Below are 14150 nucleotides of genomic sequence, written 5' to 3'. Positions count from 1 at the left end.
ACCGCTGCCGCCACCGCCTGGGCGGTCCGGTGGAGCGGTTTCCGTCCCCGGACAACCCCGACATCCCGCGCCGGCACCGCGCCGTACCCTGCTCCCGCCTCACCACCAGCCGGGACCCGGCGATGAGCCGACCGGGCCGCCCTCGGCTCGCCCTGGCCGCGGTGGTCCTTGCCGGCACCGCACTGCTGGTCCACGCCGGTCTCCAGGGCACGCTCAGCTACTACCGAACCCCGACCGAACTGGCCGGCGATCCGGACGCCCAAACCACCCGGACCCGGCTGGGCGGCGCCGTCGTACCCGGCTCTGTCGAGCAGGACGGCGGCCAGACCGTGTTCCGGCTCGCCGCGGACGGCCACGAGATCACCGTACGGCAGACCGGTGTGCCGCCGGACACCTTCCGCGCTGGTCAGGACGCCGTGGTGGAGGGCGTCCTGGGATCCGACGGCGTCTTCTACGCCGAGCAGGTGCTCGTCAAGCACGGCAACGACTACCGGCCACCGTCACCGGCACCGTCCCGGACGGCCCGGTGACCGGTCAGCTCGGCACCTGGGCACTCGGCGCCGGCCTCGCCGCCTCGGTCGCGGCGACCCTGCTCTGGCTGCGCCTCGCGCTGAAGCCGGACGCGCCACTCGGACCGGCCCGGACCGCCAGCGGGGCCGGTCTGCTGGCCGCCGCCGTCGCCTGCGGCGCACTGGAGTGGGCGTTGCTGCGGCCCGACTTCAGCGTCCGGTTCGTCGCCGAAAACGGCGGCCGGCAGGTGCCGCTGTACTACACGGTCACCAGTCTGTGGTCGGCGCTGGACGGTTCGCTGCTGCTCTGGTTGCTGATCCTCGCTGGCTACGCCGGCCTGCTCGCCCGCACCGTACCGACCGGGGACCGGCGACTGCACCACTGGGCGATGGCCGTCGTCAGCCTCGTCGCGGTCTTCTTCTTCGCCCTGTCGTACTTCGCCGCCAACCCCTTCCAGCCGGTCGAGCCCGTGCCGGCCGACGGGCCGGGGCCCAACCCGCTGCTGCGCGTGCACCCGGCGATGGGGCTGCATCCACCGCTGCTGTACGCCGGCTACGTCGGACTCGTGGTGCCGTTCGGCTACGCCCTCGCCGGGCTGCTGGTCGGGGATGCGGGACGGCACTGGATCAGTGCGGCCCGGCGGTGGGCCCTGGCCGCCTGGGCGCTGCTCACCGCCGGAATCGCACTTGGCGCCTGGTGGTCGTACGCGGTCCTCGGCTGGGGCGGCTACTGGGCCTGGGACCCGGTGGAGAACGCCTCGTTGCTGCCCTGGTTGACCGCCACGGCTTTCCTGCACACGGTGTTCACCCGTCGCGGCGCGTCCCGGGCCGGCTGGTCGATCGCGCTGGCCTGCGCCAGCTTCCTGCTCGTCCTGGTCGGCACGTTCCTCACCCGGTCCGGGGTGGTGGCCAGCGTGCATGCCTTCACCGAGTCGACGCTCGGCCCCCTGCTTCTCGGGTTCCTCCTTCTGGTGGCGATCGGCACCGTGGTCCTGGTCGGTTGGCGGGGTGGGTCCGGAGGCGGTGCCGATCCCCAGGTCACGTCGCCCGCGGCGCCGCCGCTGTCCCGGGCCACCGCCCTGGTCGGCAACCGGATCCTGCTGACCACCGTCGCCGCCGTGGTGCTGGTCGGCACCGTCCTGCCAGCGGTCGCCGAAGCCGTCTCCGGCACCGCCGTCGCGGTCGGTCCGGTCTATTACCACCGCACAGCGGTGCCGCTGGCAATCGCCGTACTGGCCCTGATGGGGCTGGCTGCCCTGCTGCCGTCGAGCGGCACGTCACCCCGGGAGACCGCCCGTCGCGCCGTCGGTCCAGCCGCTGTCGGACTGGCCGTCGTCGCGGTGACCGGCCTGTCGAGCCGTCCCGGGCCGACGGCCTTGGCCGCCTTCGGCTGTGCCGGCTTCTCCCTGGCCGCCACCGTGGCCGAACTGTGCCGCCGGTCACCCGACGACAGACGCCGGAGCATCCGGTGGGGGAGGGTCGGCGGGACGACGGCCCATCTCGGGATCGCGCTCGTCGCCGTCGGTGTCGCCGCCTCCTCCGCCTACACCGTCGCCACGGAACGGCAACTGGCGGTCGGTGAGGCGCTGCGGGTGCCGGGTGCGACGGTACGGCTGACCGCGGTTGATCGGGCCCGTACCGACGCCGGCATGACGGTCCGGGCCCGGCTGACGCTCGGACCGCCGGGCCGCCCCGACGGGACGCTGGTACCGGAGCTGACGTACCACCCGCACCACGACACCACGGTGAGTCTTCCCGCCGTACGGTCGGGACCGCTGCGGGACACCTACACCACCCTGCTGGCCGTCTCGACCGACGGCCGGTCCGCCACCATCCGGCTGGCGGTCAACCCGATGGTCGCGCTGATCTGGGCCGGCGGATCGCTGTGCGCACTCGGCGGGCTGCTCGCCCTGGCCCGGCCGCTCGGGCGCCGCCGATCCGTCACCGGAAGACGTGCCCGCAGCGACCGGTCGGGGCCGCCGGCGCCGGTCAGCCGCTCCGGCGCGGCGGTACCGGACGGTCCGGGGAATGCGTCGTGATCGCATTCGTTCGCCGGCGACGACCGGCGTTCCCGCTCTTTCGCCCCGGACGGCGGAGGCTGACCCTGACGTTGGTGCTCGGCCTGGTGACGATGCTCGGGGCGGTCGGGTTGGCCGCCACCCGTGGCGGTGGCCCGGCCGCCGCGCCGGGCACCCCGGGTACGACGGCACCGGCACTCGCCGGACGGACCCTGGCCGGCGCCCCGTTCGACCTCGCCGGGCTGCGGGGACAGGTGGTGCTGGTGAACATCTTCGCGTCCTGGTGCGGCCCGTGCCAGCACGAACTGCCGCTGCTGGTCGACGCAGAACGCCGGTGGTCCGGGCGGGACCTGCGGATGGTCGGACTAGCCGTCCGGGACAGCGAGGTGGCCGTCCGCGCGCTGCTCGACCGGACAGGTGCCCGGGACCTGCCCGTGCTGCCCGATCCGGCCGGCACCACGGCGGTGGACTGGGGGGTACGCGGGGTACCGGAGACGTTCCTGCTGGACCGCGCCGGACGGATCGCCGACCGGATGATCGGGCCGGTCACCGCTCGGTGGCTCGACGAGCGGCTGACGCCGTTGCTGGAATCATGAACCTCCGTCGGCTCGCCGTCACAGCCAGCCTGACCTTTCTGGTCGTCGCCGCACTGCTCGGCGTCTGGCGCTCCGTGACCCCAACGGGGGGCGACGGTGATCCGGCCCGGCGACTCGCCGCCGAACTGCGCTGCCCGGCCTGTCAGGGCGAGTCGGTGGCGGACTCGCGTTCGCCGATCGCCGCCGCGATGCGCGAGGTGATCGGCACCCAACTCCGCCAGGGCCGCGATCCGGACGAAATCAGGTCCTATCTGGTCGACCGCTACGGGCCGGAGGTGCTGGCTGCGCCGCCGGTACGGGGCTGGGGGCTGCTGTTGTGGGCGTTGCCGGTACTGGGCTTGGCGCTGGGCCTGGTACCGGCCGTTCGGACCGCCCGTCAGCGTGGACGCGCTGGTACGACCGCCACCGACCGGCGGCATCCGCCCGGTCGCGCTCGTGGCGGCCATCGGTTCCGGCAGGGCGTCGCCACGGTCGCCGGTGACCGGCGCTGGAACCTCGGCGCCGCCGCCCTGGTCCTCGCCCTGGTCGGCGCCGTCGCCCTGGCGGCGCCCCGTCCGGCCCCGCCGAGCCCCGGTGCCGCCGACCCCGTAGCCGACCAGTTGACGCTGGCCCGGTCGTTGGAGACACAGGGGCACTACGCGACGGCGGCCGAGGTCTATCGGACCGTGCTGGACCAGCGACCAGCCGACGAGATCCGGTTGCGGCTGGCCTTCACGCTGATCCGACTCGAACAGCCCGGCGAGGCCGCACGCCTGGCCGGCGAGGTGCTGGCCCACCGCCCCGACAGTCCGGACGGTCTGCTGATCCTGGGACTGGCCCAACGCGTGACCGACCCGGGCAGCGCGAGCGCCACGCTGCGCCGCTTCCTCAGCCGGGCGCCGGACCATCCGGCCGCAGCCGAGATCCGCCGACTGCTCGGTAACGGCTGAACCACCGAGATCCATAGACAGGCGCTACCGGCGGGCGGCCCGTACCGCCGTCAGTAGGTTGCGCAGCTCGGCGGTGAGGCGGCTTGTCCGGCCACCGGCCGCGCTCAGCCGGGTGAGCCCGACGACGGTGAGGAGCACACCGGTGCCCAGATATCCGGCGGCCAGCAGCACCGCTGCCCGCCGTGGTGTCCGATCCGACTCCAGCAGCGACAGCGCGGCTGCGGACGCCGATCCGAGACCCAGCACGACGGCGATGCCCGCTCCGGCCAGCAGCGCGGTGCCCACCCCAGCCCGGCGCAGCGATTCCGTCAGGTCACCCCGGAACCGTGCCGCCTCCTGGACGGCCAACTCCCGGATGTCCCGGACGAGTCGATCACCGGGTGAGGCCGTCCGGTCAACCGGCTCGGCCGGCCCGTCCGCCTGATACACGCGCTCACCTCCTTGCCCCCGGGCTACCCCGGCCGCAGGTGTTCATTCGCAGCCGAGCCAGCGTTCGACCGGTCAGCCCTCGGGAATCCGGTCGACGCCGTCCCGTCCGCTCGTCCGGTTCCGGATCTTGACGCTGGAGCAGGTCCGCCAGCTCGTCCCCCGGCGCGTGACGCGGGAGCAAGGGTGAAGCGTATCCCGGCCTCCACCGGGCCGACACGGGGTGTCCCTGGTCGGGTCGGGTGGCCTCTGGCTGGGATCGCCCGCACCGTCCTTGAACCAGCCCTGGGCGCCGAGCTGGATCCTCACCTCGACGAGAGCGGTGTCGACGAGACGACCGGCTATCCGGTGGTGTTCATCGACGTTCAAACCCAGAATCGCCCACCAGCTATATACGCCGGTCGAATGGGACGACGGCTGCCGTATCCACGCCGGGACCCGGGGCCGGTGCGGGGCCTGCTTCCGCCGGCAGAGACGCGGTGGCCCGTCATTCGCGCAGGCCGGCCGCCTCGACTCGGGCCCGCAGCGCGGCCTCTGGTTGGCCGTCGCGTTCCAAGGCGTCCGCCAAGGTGCCGAGTGCCCGGGTCAGCCAATAGGGCGACCCTATCCGCTGCCAGATATGGACGGACTGCGTGGCCCGAAGGCAGGCCAGGGCGGAGCGGCCAACGGCAAGTTGGGCCTTAGCGAGCGCCCACAGCGTTGAGGCCTCACCCCACGAGTTCCCGAACTCGCGGTAGACCCAGAGACAACGCGCGAGCAGGCGACGCGCCTGACGGTGCTGGCCCTGCTGGACCCAGACCTCACCGAGCCAACACGCCGCGTGCGTGTACCCGAGCCGGTCGCCGAACCCACCGCTGACTCTCATGGCCCGGCCGAACGCCTCCGCCGCGGCGGTGTAGTCGCCGCCGGCTCTTTCGACGTGGCCGAGACCGCGTAGGGCCTGGGCCTGGCCAGGACGGTAGCCAGCCTCCTCGCTGAGCCGCAAAGCGCGGATGAAGTGCTCGCGTGCGTCGGTGAACTGTTGGCGTTCGAGGTGCACGACACCGATGCCGGCCAGCGCGTAGACGAGCCCGTTTACGTTCCCGGTCTTCTCGGCGAGTTGGGCCGCCCGGCGGAACAGGCTCGCCGCCGGGTCGTAGTCGCCGAGGAGACGATGCAGATACGCGGTACCGGAGAGCACGGCCGCCTCGTACTCCGGCTTCTGGGGTGCGCGGTGGTCGAGAGCGGCTCGGAAATGGCTCATCGCTTCGGCGTACCGGTCCTGGATGGTGTGAAGTTCCCCGAGGCTACGATGCAGCTTCAGGGCGACCTGGCGGTTGCCGGTGGCGACGGCGGCAGACAGGGCGCGATCCTGTACCCGACGCCAGTCATCAAAGTGGTTGCATACCTGGAAGAGTGTGGTCAGTGACGAGGCCAGGCATCCGGCGAGGTCGGTCGCGTCGGCGTCGGCTCCGTGCTGTGTGCGGGCGTCCAGCCCGTCGGACACGAGGGCGATGAGGAACGCGCGTTCCCGGTCGAACCAGGCCAGCGGGTCGGCGGTGAGCGCGTCGGACTCCTGCGGCGAAAGGCGCCAATGGTCGATGAGGTGCCGCGCCACGCCCAAGAAGTCGGCGCTCAACTCCAGGTCGCACCGCTCGGCGAGATCCAGACTGGCACCGAGTACCCGACGGAGCGCCGCGGCTCGCTCCGGCAGCGGCTCCTCCGCGAGCGCCCGCTCGCGGGCGACCAGTCGGACGAGGTCGTGGAGTCGGTAGCGGGTGCCAGCCGATCCCGTTGCCGCAACGTCCACCAGGTGTACCTCGATGAAATCGTCCAGCAACCGCTCGGCGTCGGCCAGGGTGGTGTCCAGCAGCGCTGCCAGAGCCCAGGGCGCGAGGTCGCCGGCCCGCAGCAACCCGAGCAGCCGCAGGGCCCGCTGCGCCTCGGGCTCCAGGATTTGGTACGTCAGCTCCACACTCGCCCGCACCGCGACGTCGCCGACGGTCAGCTCGTCCAGCCGGCGGTGCTCGTCGGCGAGTGCCCGGGCCATCCCTGCGAGCGTCCAGTGTGGTCGCGCCGCGAGCCGCGCTCCGGCCACCCACACCGCTAGGGGCAGGCTGCCGCACAGCTCGACGATGTCGCGTGCGGAATCCGGCTCCGCCGCGACCCGGCCCACGCCGACCGTGTCGCGGAGCAGCGTCAGCGCCTGCTCGGCCGAAAGCACCCTCAGCGGCATCCGCACGCCGTGCAGCCTGGCCAAACTCGTACGGCTGGTGACCATCGCCGCGCATCCCGGCCCGTTGGGCAGCAGGTCATCGATCTGTCGCGCCTCGGCGGCGTTGTCTAGTACGACCAGTACCCGCCGCCGGGCCAACAGGGTCCGGTAGAGATGTACCCGCTCGGTGTGGCTGGTCGGAATGGCCTGGCCGCGTACCCCGAGCGCACGCAGGAATCCGGCCAGTACGTCCTCCTGGTGGACCGGATCCGGCGCGTTGCCCCGCAGGTCGGCGTAGAGCTGTCCGTCAGGGAACTCCGCCGCGACCGCGTGCGCGGTCCGTACCACGAAGCTGGTCTTTCCCACCCCGGCCGGTCCGGTGAGGATGACCGTCGCCGGCCGGTCGTCCGGGTCGAGTAGCTGACGTCGAGCCTGCTCCGCCTCGTCGGCGCGTCCGACCAGCCGGGGTAGCGCGGCTGGCAGCAGGCATGGCGCGAGCGTTGTGTCAACCAGCGGGTGTGTGGGTGGGGGCGTGGCCTCGTGGGCGCCCGGTATGTCGCGGCGCGGCTCGGGCGGGTCGGGTCCGTCGCCGGGCTGGGTCGGTCCCCACAGGTCGATCGGGTGGTCGCCGCTTTCTCCACGCAGGATCTCGTGGTGTAGGTGTTGTAACTCGGCGCCGGGCTCGACACCGAGTTCGCTGATCAGGCGCTCCCGGGTCCGGGCGAAGGCGGCCAAGGCGTCGGCGCGGCGGCCGACCCGGCTCAGCGCGAGCATCAGCTTCCCAGCCACCCGTTCCCGGTACGGGTGCGTGGCGGTGAGCGCCTCCAGCTCGGGCAGAATGCTCGCGTGCCGGCCCAACGCGAGTTCCGCGGTCAGGCACCGTTCCAGGACCTCCCAGCGGCCTTCGTCGAGTCCGCCGGCCTCCGCCCGGACTCCGGCGGTATCGATCCCGGTCAGGGCCGGTCCACGCCACAGCGAAAGGGCCTCTCGAAACCGCACCACGGCGAGCGGTGCGTCGCCCTCGGCGAGGGCGGCCTGTCCCTCGCCCGTCAGGCGGTGCCAGCGGACACGGTCCAGGGAATCCGGTGGGAGGCTCATCAGGTAGCCATCGGGTCGGGTGTCGAGTATCACGCCGCTCGCCGTACGCGCCTGCCGCAGCGTCTGCCGTAACCGGTGCACATGCGCATGCAGGGTGGCTCGGGGTTTGGCCGGCGGCCGCTCGCTCCACAGCTCGCCGATCAGGTGGTCGACCGAGACGACATGGTCCACGTGGAGCAGCAGGATCGCCAACACCGCCCGCTGCTTCACGGCGGAGACAGGCAGCAGCCGATCACCGTCCCAGATCTCGAGTGGTCCGAGAATCCGGAAGTCCATCGTCCCTCCGGTCGCGACGCTGACGTCCACTGTCAGCGATACGTAAGCGCACTTTAAGGCATCTCGGAAAGAGTTGGGGGTTATGGGAGCAGATGCAGCGGCAACCGGTACCGGGACGGGGCGCCGGCAGCGGCTGGCGGACCGGATCGTCCCGGGTCGATCCGTCGGTGCGGCGGTCCGCTCTCGCTGGGGCGGACCCATGCCGGCAATCCAATGCGATGAGGGCCGAGCGGGCACGTCGCGGAGCCAACAAACTCCCGATCGTGATGCCCGTCGGCGCGGGGGAGGCGACGATGACGGATTATGACTCCGGCCAACGACTCGGCGCGAAGCTCGAGGAGTTCGTCCGGGCAGCCAACGGCGAGTTGCCGATCGTGGAGGCCGCGTTCCGTCGGGTGCTCGGCAAGCTCCAGAACTCCCAATACATGGTGAGTACGGCGTTCCTGCGGCACCCCAACTTCGGCGGAGGTGGCGGCGACAAGCACACGGCCGTCGTGGACGAGTTCGCCGAGGTCATCGCGGCGTGCGTGCGGGAGGCCGAGGAAAGCGTTCGGCTCACCGCCGATGCCCTGCGCCTGGCCGCCCAGGAGTACGCCCGCTCTGACGCGGAGGCACGCGGGGCCTTGCAGGACCTGATGCGCGACGATTACATGACGGACGGCAACGGCAAGCGGCGCGACATCCCCAACATCGAACTTCCGCTGTAGGAGCCACGGAGATGAGCTACGAGGTCGAGCTGCGCAACAAGGCGTACCGAATTTGGCAGAAATGTGTTGAATGGTCCCAAAAGGTAAAGCCAGACGAGAACGGTGGCGGCACCACACTGGATCCGATCCAGAAGGCAGAGATGGCGAGTTGGAGCCAGATCCCGAGCCTGTTCGAGCCGTTCGCACAGCTACCCGATCCGGACAGTGGCGCGTTCACCACGATGATCGAAGATCTGAAGGCCGCCATGAGCGAGCTGTCCGACGGACGAATTCTGCCGCCCAGCAAGGCCAACCAGGAGGGCGAGCGGATCTCCATGGTCGGTGACATGAAGCATATGGACGTGCGGAATCTCGTCGACGGCTGGACGGGAAGTGCCGCACAGAACTTCATCAACAACTTCATCAAGCCGTTCGACGCGAAGATCCAGAGCCAGTTTATCGCGGTCTACACGCTGCGCGGCGCGGTACAGGCCTACCAGAACGTGTGGCGGAACGCCCGCAAAGACGCCATGGAGGTCGCGGACAAGACGCTCGACGCGCTGGAGTCCGACTGCAGTCTCGGTGTGAGTGCTTCGGTGGGGCTGACGGTGGTGGCCTCGGTCGCCGCGGTCGGGACGGCATTTGCCAGTGGCCCGGTGCTTCCCGGTGTGCTGGTGTTGCAATTGATCTCAGGCGCGGCGCAGACCGGGGCGTCCATGGCCTCGGAGAAGAAAAAGGAGGAAGTCAACATATCAGGAGCCGACCCTCTGGTGATCGTTCCGAAGCTGCGCCAGGCGCTGACGAAGCTCCAGAAGGCCATCATCGAGGAGCAGGACGAGGTCCACAGCGTCACCCAGAAAAACCTGGGAAAGCTCCAGGCGGAGCGGAAGGCGTTGATCCCGTTGAGGCCGGAGCTGGCCGGGGCCACCAGGGGCAACATCAGGCACATGATAGGCAATTCGTACTGAGCCAGGAGTTGCACGATGACGATGAGGCTGGGTGAACGCCTCGACATGATGGTGGTCACGGCGTCCACTCCGGACAGGAGCATCAGCGCGGAGCTGTTCGACCGGGACCAGGTCGCGTTGCGCTTCGAGCCAGGCTACTATCGCACGGTCGACGAGCGCACCCTGGAGAGCCAGCTCGCCGCATTGGCGCGGGTGCTCTGGTCGCGCAGGATGCGCGAGTACTACGCGATTCTCAGTGACGTGAACGACGCGCACATCACCGGCGAGCCGATGCCGACGAACGAGGCCCAGGTCGAGTTCCTGGAGCGCCGGGATGCCATCACCGCCCGGGGCGAGTCCAGCGACGGCAGGTTTTCGATCTCGGTGACCGGCATGCAGCAGTGGACGGTGCGTATTCAGGAGGGGGCCCTGCATCGGCTGTCGGAAAGCGGCTTCACCCAAGCCGTCCGCGAAGCCGTGAAGCAGATGATGGACGACCAGATGCGTCAGATCACCGATCTTAAACTGGAGCTGGGCGATCGGATGGGCTAGCCTCGATCATTCGTGCGCCCAGCGGACCTGGAGGTGAGTGTGTAGCTAGCTCATCGTGGTCGTAAGCTCGTCGTGAGCACGTCACGTTCCCCGTCGAGGCTGATCCCCACCACGACGTAGACGGGCCGGTTCGCGACCTGTCCCTGCCGAATCTTCATCACCAGTGCGTCGATGAACACCACCGGGTAGACCCGGTCGAGGGGGCGCTGCCGCCAGGCTTCCATCTCGGCCAGGACGCTGTCGGTGACCTTGCTGATCAGCTTGCGGGACACGTCCGCGTCGTGCACCTCGCTCAGGTGCCCAGCGATTTCCCCCGTCGTCAGGCCCTTCGCCTACAGGGACAGGATCGCCTCGTTGAACCCGTCGAGACGACGGACGTGCTTGGGCACGATCCGCGGCGTGAACGACCCGACCTGGGCCCGAGGGACCTGGATCCGGACCGGCCCGACCTCGGTCTGCACCGTCTTTGCCCCGTGCCCGTTACGGATGTTGGCCCGCCGACCTGTCTGCTCGTCGGCACCGGCCTCGTCCAGGTGGGCATCCAACTCCGCGTCGAGCGCCGATTCCAGGACGGTGCGGGTAATCCCCGCGAGGAGCCACCCGGCCCGACGAGTGATACCCCGTCGGCCTTGGCCCGCTCCACGAGTTGCTAGGCGAACTCCCGCTCCGCCGGTGTCGACTGCCGAAGTTGAGCAGCAGTCGCTTTCTTGTCTGCCATGACGTGGTCCTTCCCGGACAGGATCGACGTCCTGTCCAACGGACCACACCCAGGTCAAACACGGAAATCTACGCAGTCCCATCGCGCACATCGGCGGTCAGGTCGGCGACGGTGTTGGTTGGTGGAGCAGCCAGGCGGCGGGGTGTTGGCGGATCTGGTCGATCGATGTCAGTGCGGCGCCGATGACGGCGGCGTCGGGGCCGAGGAGCGCGGGTCGGACGCTGACAGGGGCCCAGTCGGTGGTGAGAACGCGTCGGCTGATCTCGTTCTTGGCGTTGTCAATGAGCCAGGACGCCAGCAGGGCGAAGCTGCCACCGAGCAGAACGGTGTCGATGTCGAGGATGTTGAGCATGTCGGACAGAGCGATGCCCAGGGCAGTGCCGGCGGTGTCGAGCGCGGCGAGAGTGTCGGGTTGGCCGCTCTCAGCGCGGGTGGTGATGGCGTTTTCGGGGGTGGTGCCGGCTGCGGACTCGTCGCCGAGGATGGCTTCGAGGCTGGCGTAGGCCTGCAGGCAGCCGCGGGACCCGCACGGGCACGATTTGCCGTCGGGGTAGACGGTGACGTGTCCGAGTTCGCCGCTCCAGCCGCGCGTGCCGCGCATGAGTTGCCCGTCGAAGACGAGGCCGGCGCCGATACCGAGCCCTCCGGAGACGTAGACGAAGCTGTTGAGCGTGTTGTGGCTGGCGTAGAGTTCGCCGAGAGCAGCAAGGTTGGCTTCGTTGTCGACGGTGATGGGCAGGTCAAGGTGTCCGGTCGCGTCGCGCATGAGGGCCCCGGCATCCACGTTCCGCCATCCCAGTACGGGCGCGGATCTGACCAGGCCGGCATCGACCGGGCCTGGAACGGCGAGCGTGGCGGTCACGACGGTGAGATCTTCGGCTGCGATGGCCTCGATAGCGGCGTCGGCCATACGGGCCAGGTCGGCCAAGACGGCGGGCGCGGCCGGGTCGACGTAGGTGGACGGGGTGAAGGCCAGGTGGCGAAGGGTGCCGGTGAGGTCGACGATGCAGGCGGCGAGGCCGTCGGCGCGGATGTCGAGCCCGAGTCCGGCAGGTCCTTTGTCAGATACCGTGAGTCCTACGCGTGGGCGGCCGGCACGTCCGTCGTGGGTATAGCCGGCCTCGGCCACCAGCTGCCCGGCAAGCAGTTCCTCGACGATTCGGGTTATGGTTGGCCGGGTCAGGCCGGTGACCGTGGCGAGCTCGGTGCGGGAAATCGGGTGTGCCGAAGCGAGGATTTGCCGGAAGACCAACCCGAGGTTGAGGGAGCGCAGGCTTTCCTGCCGGGCCGGTTCTTCACGCCGCTGAGGGCTGCTGGGTCGGATGGGTGGGATCATGTCGCCTGCCGAACAACGGTGGCAAGCTCAGCGGCCGTCGCGAACGACAGGCTGCCATCAACGATGACGGTGATGAGGCGTCTGATGGTTATTTCTCCCGGGGCGAGGACCAGCGGTCGGTCCCAGGTTATCGAGGAGCAGACGCCGAGGTAGTCGCGGGCGCGGACGAACCAGCGGTCCTGGGCGGTAGTCTCGTCCGGATGTACGAACAGCATGGTCCACGGGCTGCCGTCGCTCATGCTGGTGACCGCGACCCAGGCAGCGGTGCTGCCGTGGACGGATCGAACATCAGTGCCGGCCGGGCTGAGGATGTGGGCGGTGTCAACTGCGGGGCCGCGCCAGAAGAAGCCGCCGTAGCCGGCGCCGACGCGGCCGTGCACGATCGGGCTGCGGATGGGCAGCGGCCCGCCGGTGACGTTGGTGAGCTGGGTATGGATGCTCAGCGCCCAGGCGGTCTGATCGACCGGGCGGCAGGTGATTGACCGGCGTTCGTGCAGCAGCGTGGTGTGGTGCGCGTCCGTCCACCCCAGGGTGTGGGCGAGTTCGTCGGTGGTGTGGCGTAGCCACCGCAGATGGTGTTGGATGCCGTGGTTGTCCAGCCAGGCGGGGCCGTGGCCGGCGACGAACGTGCGTCCACCCCAGAAGTTGTGTCCGGCGACGTCGGGGGCGGCGATGCTTATGCCGAACTGGTGGCGGTGCGAGTCGGGTGCGGCGTCGGTGACTGTGATGCCGGCCAGCGTCCGCACGGGGTGCAGGTAGGGGCGCGGTGACATGGCCAGGGGCAGGTCGGGCTTCCACACGTAGCTGGCGACGTCGCGGCCCTGGACGCGCAGGACGGCGGTGCCGTGTGGCTGATCGGTGAGCGCCGAGTGTGGTACGCCGGGACCTGCCATCGCTACCTCGCCGCCTCTCATCGCCTGGCCGCCGCGGTCCGTTCGCCGCCGCATCCCGCGTCCGGACTGTACGGCTGCGATTTCTGGGTCAGCTCGACGGCTGGCGGTCATGGTAGCTAGTCCGCGTCGGCCGTGATCGCCGCGACCGTGTCGGTGATCTCGGCGACTTCTCGGGAGCGTAACCTGCCGTCGGCCACCACGGTCAGGATCCGGCGGCGCACACATTCGCCTGGGCTGACCAGCAGAGGCTGGGACCAGGCCAGCGCCGAGCCGACGCCGGCGTAGTCCCGGCTACGTACGAACCACGGGTCGATCGGGTGCGGTTGCCCAGGGACGAAAATCAACGTCCAGGGGTCGGTGCTGCCGCCGGTCAGGGCCAGCCATGCGGTCCGCTGGCCGTGCAGGCGCCGTTCGCCCGTCCGGTCCGGGCCGAGCACGCGAATTTGCCGGCCGCCGTGGCGGGCCCGCCAGAAGAAGCCGCCGTATCCGGCGCCGGGGCGGCCGTTGGTGGCGGGGCTGGCGAACGCGAGCGGCTCGCTGGTCACGTTGGTCAGTGCGAAGCCGAAGTCAAGTGCCCATGCGTCGTCGTGTACCGGTAGGGCGGCGATGCGGCGTCGTTCGCGTACCAGGTCGGTGCCGTCGGGTCCGATCCAGCGCAGCTCCTGGTGGATGGTGGTGGGGGTGCAGGTGTTCCACTGGTGATGCTGCTGGGTGCCGTGGTTAGGGAGCTGGACCGGTCCACGGCTGGGTACGAAGGTGCGTCCGCCCCAGAAGTTGGCGCCACTGACATCGGCGACGGCGACGCTGACGCCGAGGTGGTGCAGGTGGTCGGCGGGCATCGACTCGGTGACCTCGGTGCCGGCGAGGGTGCGCACGGGGTGTAGGAAGGGTCGCGGGGACACGGCCATGGGTAGGCGGGGATGCCACACGTAATCGGCGACTGGGTGGCCACCCAAGGTCATGGTGATCGTG

12 protein-coding genes and 1 pseudogene are annotated in these 14150 nt (G+C 70.2%); 7 read left to right on the top strand and 6 right to left on the bottom strand.

The genetic code is table 11. From position 1 onward, the window contains the following. The first annotated feature begins 29 nt into the window (after window positions 1–29). From ACSMXO_RS25245 to ACSMXO_RS25230, 4 genes are read left to right on the top strand one after another with little or no spacing between them, the layout of a single operon-like run. Window positions 30–530: a cytochrome c maturation protein CcmE gene (locus ACSMXO_RS25245; protein ID WP_455414037.1), complete on the top strand. Its 501-nt coding sequence runs from the start codon at window positions 30–32 to the stop codon at window positions 528–530. Next, entirely contained in the window at window positions 527–2548 is a 2022-nt protein-coding gene (locus ACSMXO_RS25240) for a heme lyase CcmF/NrfE family subunit (protein WP_455414036.1), read from the top strand. Before ACSMXO_RS25245 ends, ACSMXO_RS25240 begins: the two co-directional genes overlap by 4 nt. Next, window positions 2545–3123, top strand: a complete 579-nt coding sequence (locus tag ACSMXO_RS25235; RefSeq protein WP_346262196.1) for a TlpA family protein disulfide reductase — start codon at window positions 2545–2547, stop codon at window positions 3121–3123. The genes ACSMXO_RS25240 and ACSMXO_RS25235 overlap by 4 nt, the downstream gene beginning before the upstream one ends. After that, on the top strand, window positions 3120–4052 hold the full coding sequence (locus ACSMXO_RS25230; protein WP_455414035.1) for a cytochrome c-type biogenesis protein CcmH: 933 nt from the start codon (window positions 3120–3122) through the stop codon (window positions 4050–4052). The genes ACSMXO_RS25235 and ACSMXO_RS25230 overlap by 4 nt, the downstream gene beginning before the upstream one ends. A 24-nt stretch (window positions 4053–4076) precedes the next feature. Here ACSMXO_RS25230 and ACSMXO_RS25225 read toward each other — a convergent pair whose 3' ends face one another. Both ACSMXO_RS25225 and ACSMXO_RS25220 read right to left on the bottom strand, forming a co-directional pair. Then, window positions 4077–4481, bottom strand: coding sequence for a phage holin family protein (locus ACSMXO_RS25225; protein WP_455414034.1), 405 nt, complete (start codon window positions 4479–4481; stop codon window positions 4077–4079). 484 nt (window positions 4482–4965) lie between these two features. Then, window positions 4966–8046 (bottom strand): AfsR/SARP family transcriptional regulator, encoded by a 3081-nt coding sequence (locus ACSMXO_RS25220; protein ID WP_455414033.1) that lies wholly within the window; start codon window positions 8044–8046, stop codon window positions 4966–4968. A 263-nt stretch (window positions 8047–8309) separates the two neighbouring features. Between ACSMXO_RS25220 and ACSMXO_RS25215 the strand changes: the two genes are divergently transcribed. Genes ACSMXO_RS25215 through ACSMXO_RS25205 form a run of 3 tightly spaced genes read left to right on the top strand, consistent with a single transcriptional unit; the run spans window position 8310 to window position 10231 of the window. Beyond that, window positions 8310–8753, top strand: a complete 444-nt coding sequence (locus tag ACSMXO_RS25215; protein WP_455414032.1) for a hypothetical protein — start codon at window positions 8310–8312, stop codon at window positions 8751–8753. Window positions 8754–8764: 11 nt separating this feature from the next. Next, window positions 8765–9700, top strand: coding sequence for a hypothetical protein (locus tag ACSMXO_RS25210; RefSeq protein WP_455414031.1), 936 nt, complete (start codon window positions 8765–8767; stop codon window positions 9698–9700). A 15-nt stretch (window positions 9701–9715) separates the two neighbouring features. Continuing rightward, the gene (locus ACSMXO_RS25205) at window positions 9716–10231 is read left to right on the top strand and encodes a hypothetical protein (protein ID WP_455414030.1); all 516 of its coding nucleotides are present in this window, start codon (window positions 9716–9718) and stop codon (window positions 10229–10231) included. A 50-nt stretch (window positions 10232–10281) separates the two neighbouring features. On the opposite strand, the pseudogene ACSMXO_RS25200 reads toward ACSMXO_RS25205, so the two are convergent. From ACSMXO_RS25200 to ACSMXO_RS25185, 4 genes and pseudogenes are all read right to left on the bottom strand, one after another. Then, a pseudogene (locus ACSMXO_RS25200) lies at window positions 10282–10776 on the bottom strand (IS256 family transposase). A 270-nt stretch (window positions 10777–11046) separates the two neighbouring features. Continuing rightward, entirely contained in the window at window positions 11047–12285 is a 1239-nt protein-coding gene (locus ACSMXO_RS25195; RefSeq protein ID WP_346262202.1) for an ROK family transcriptional regulator, read from the bottom strand. After that, window positions 12282–13178: a DUF6807 domain-containing protein gene (locus ACSMXO_RS25190; RefSeq protein WP_346262203.1), complete on the bottom strand. Its 897-nt coding sequence runs from the start codon at window positions 13176–13178 to the stop codon at window positions 12282–12284. The genes ACSMXO_RS25195 and ACSMXO_RS25190 overlap by 4 nt, the downstream gene beginning before the upstream one ends. A 116-nt stretch (window positions 13179–13294) precedes the next feature. Then, window positions 13295–14140 carry a DUF6807 domain-containing protein gene (locus ACSMXO_RS25185; protein WP_455419307.1) on the bottom strand — a complete coding sequence of 282 codons (846 nt, stop codon included), beginning with the start codon at window positions 14138–14140 and terminating at the stop codon, window positions 13295–13297. Window positions 14141–14150: the final 10 nt, after the last annotated feature.

This window comes from Plantactinospora sp. DSM 117369, from assembly GCF_053764795.1.
This window is presented reverse-complemented; position numbering and strand designations above follow the sequence as displayed.

Coding starts and splice junctions, on each gene's coding strand:
- ACSMXO_RS25220 (WP_455414033.1), bottom strand. CDS start 8,046: ATGGACTTCCGGATTCTCGGACCACTCGAGATCTGGGACGGTGATCGG.
- ACSMXO_RS25185 (WP_455419307.1), bottom strand. CDS start 14,140: ATGACCTTGGGTGGCCACCCAGTCGCCGATTACGTGTGGCATCCCCGC.
- ACSMXO_RS25230 (WP_455414035.1), top strand. CDS start 3,120: ATGAACCTCCGTCGGCTCGCCGTCACAGCCAGCCTGACCTTTCTGGTC.
- ACSMXO_RS25210 (WP_455414031.1), top strand. CDS start 8,765: ATGAGCTACGAGGTCGAGCTGCGCAACAAGGCGTACCGAATTTGGCAG.
- ACSMXO_RS25190 (WP_346262203.1), bottom strand. CDS start 13,178: ATGGCAGGTCCCGGCGTACCACACTCGGCGCTCACCGATCAGCCACAC.
- ACSMXO_RS25195 (WP_346262202.1), bottom strand. CDS start 12,285: ATGATCCCACCCATCCGACCCAGCAGCCCTCAGCGGCGTGAAGAACCG.
- ACSMXO_RS25205 (WP_455414030.1), top strand. CDS start 9,716: ATGACGATGAGGCTGGGTGAACGCCTCGACATGATGGTGGTCACGGCG.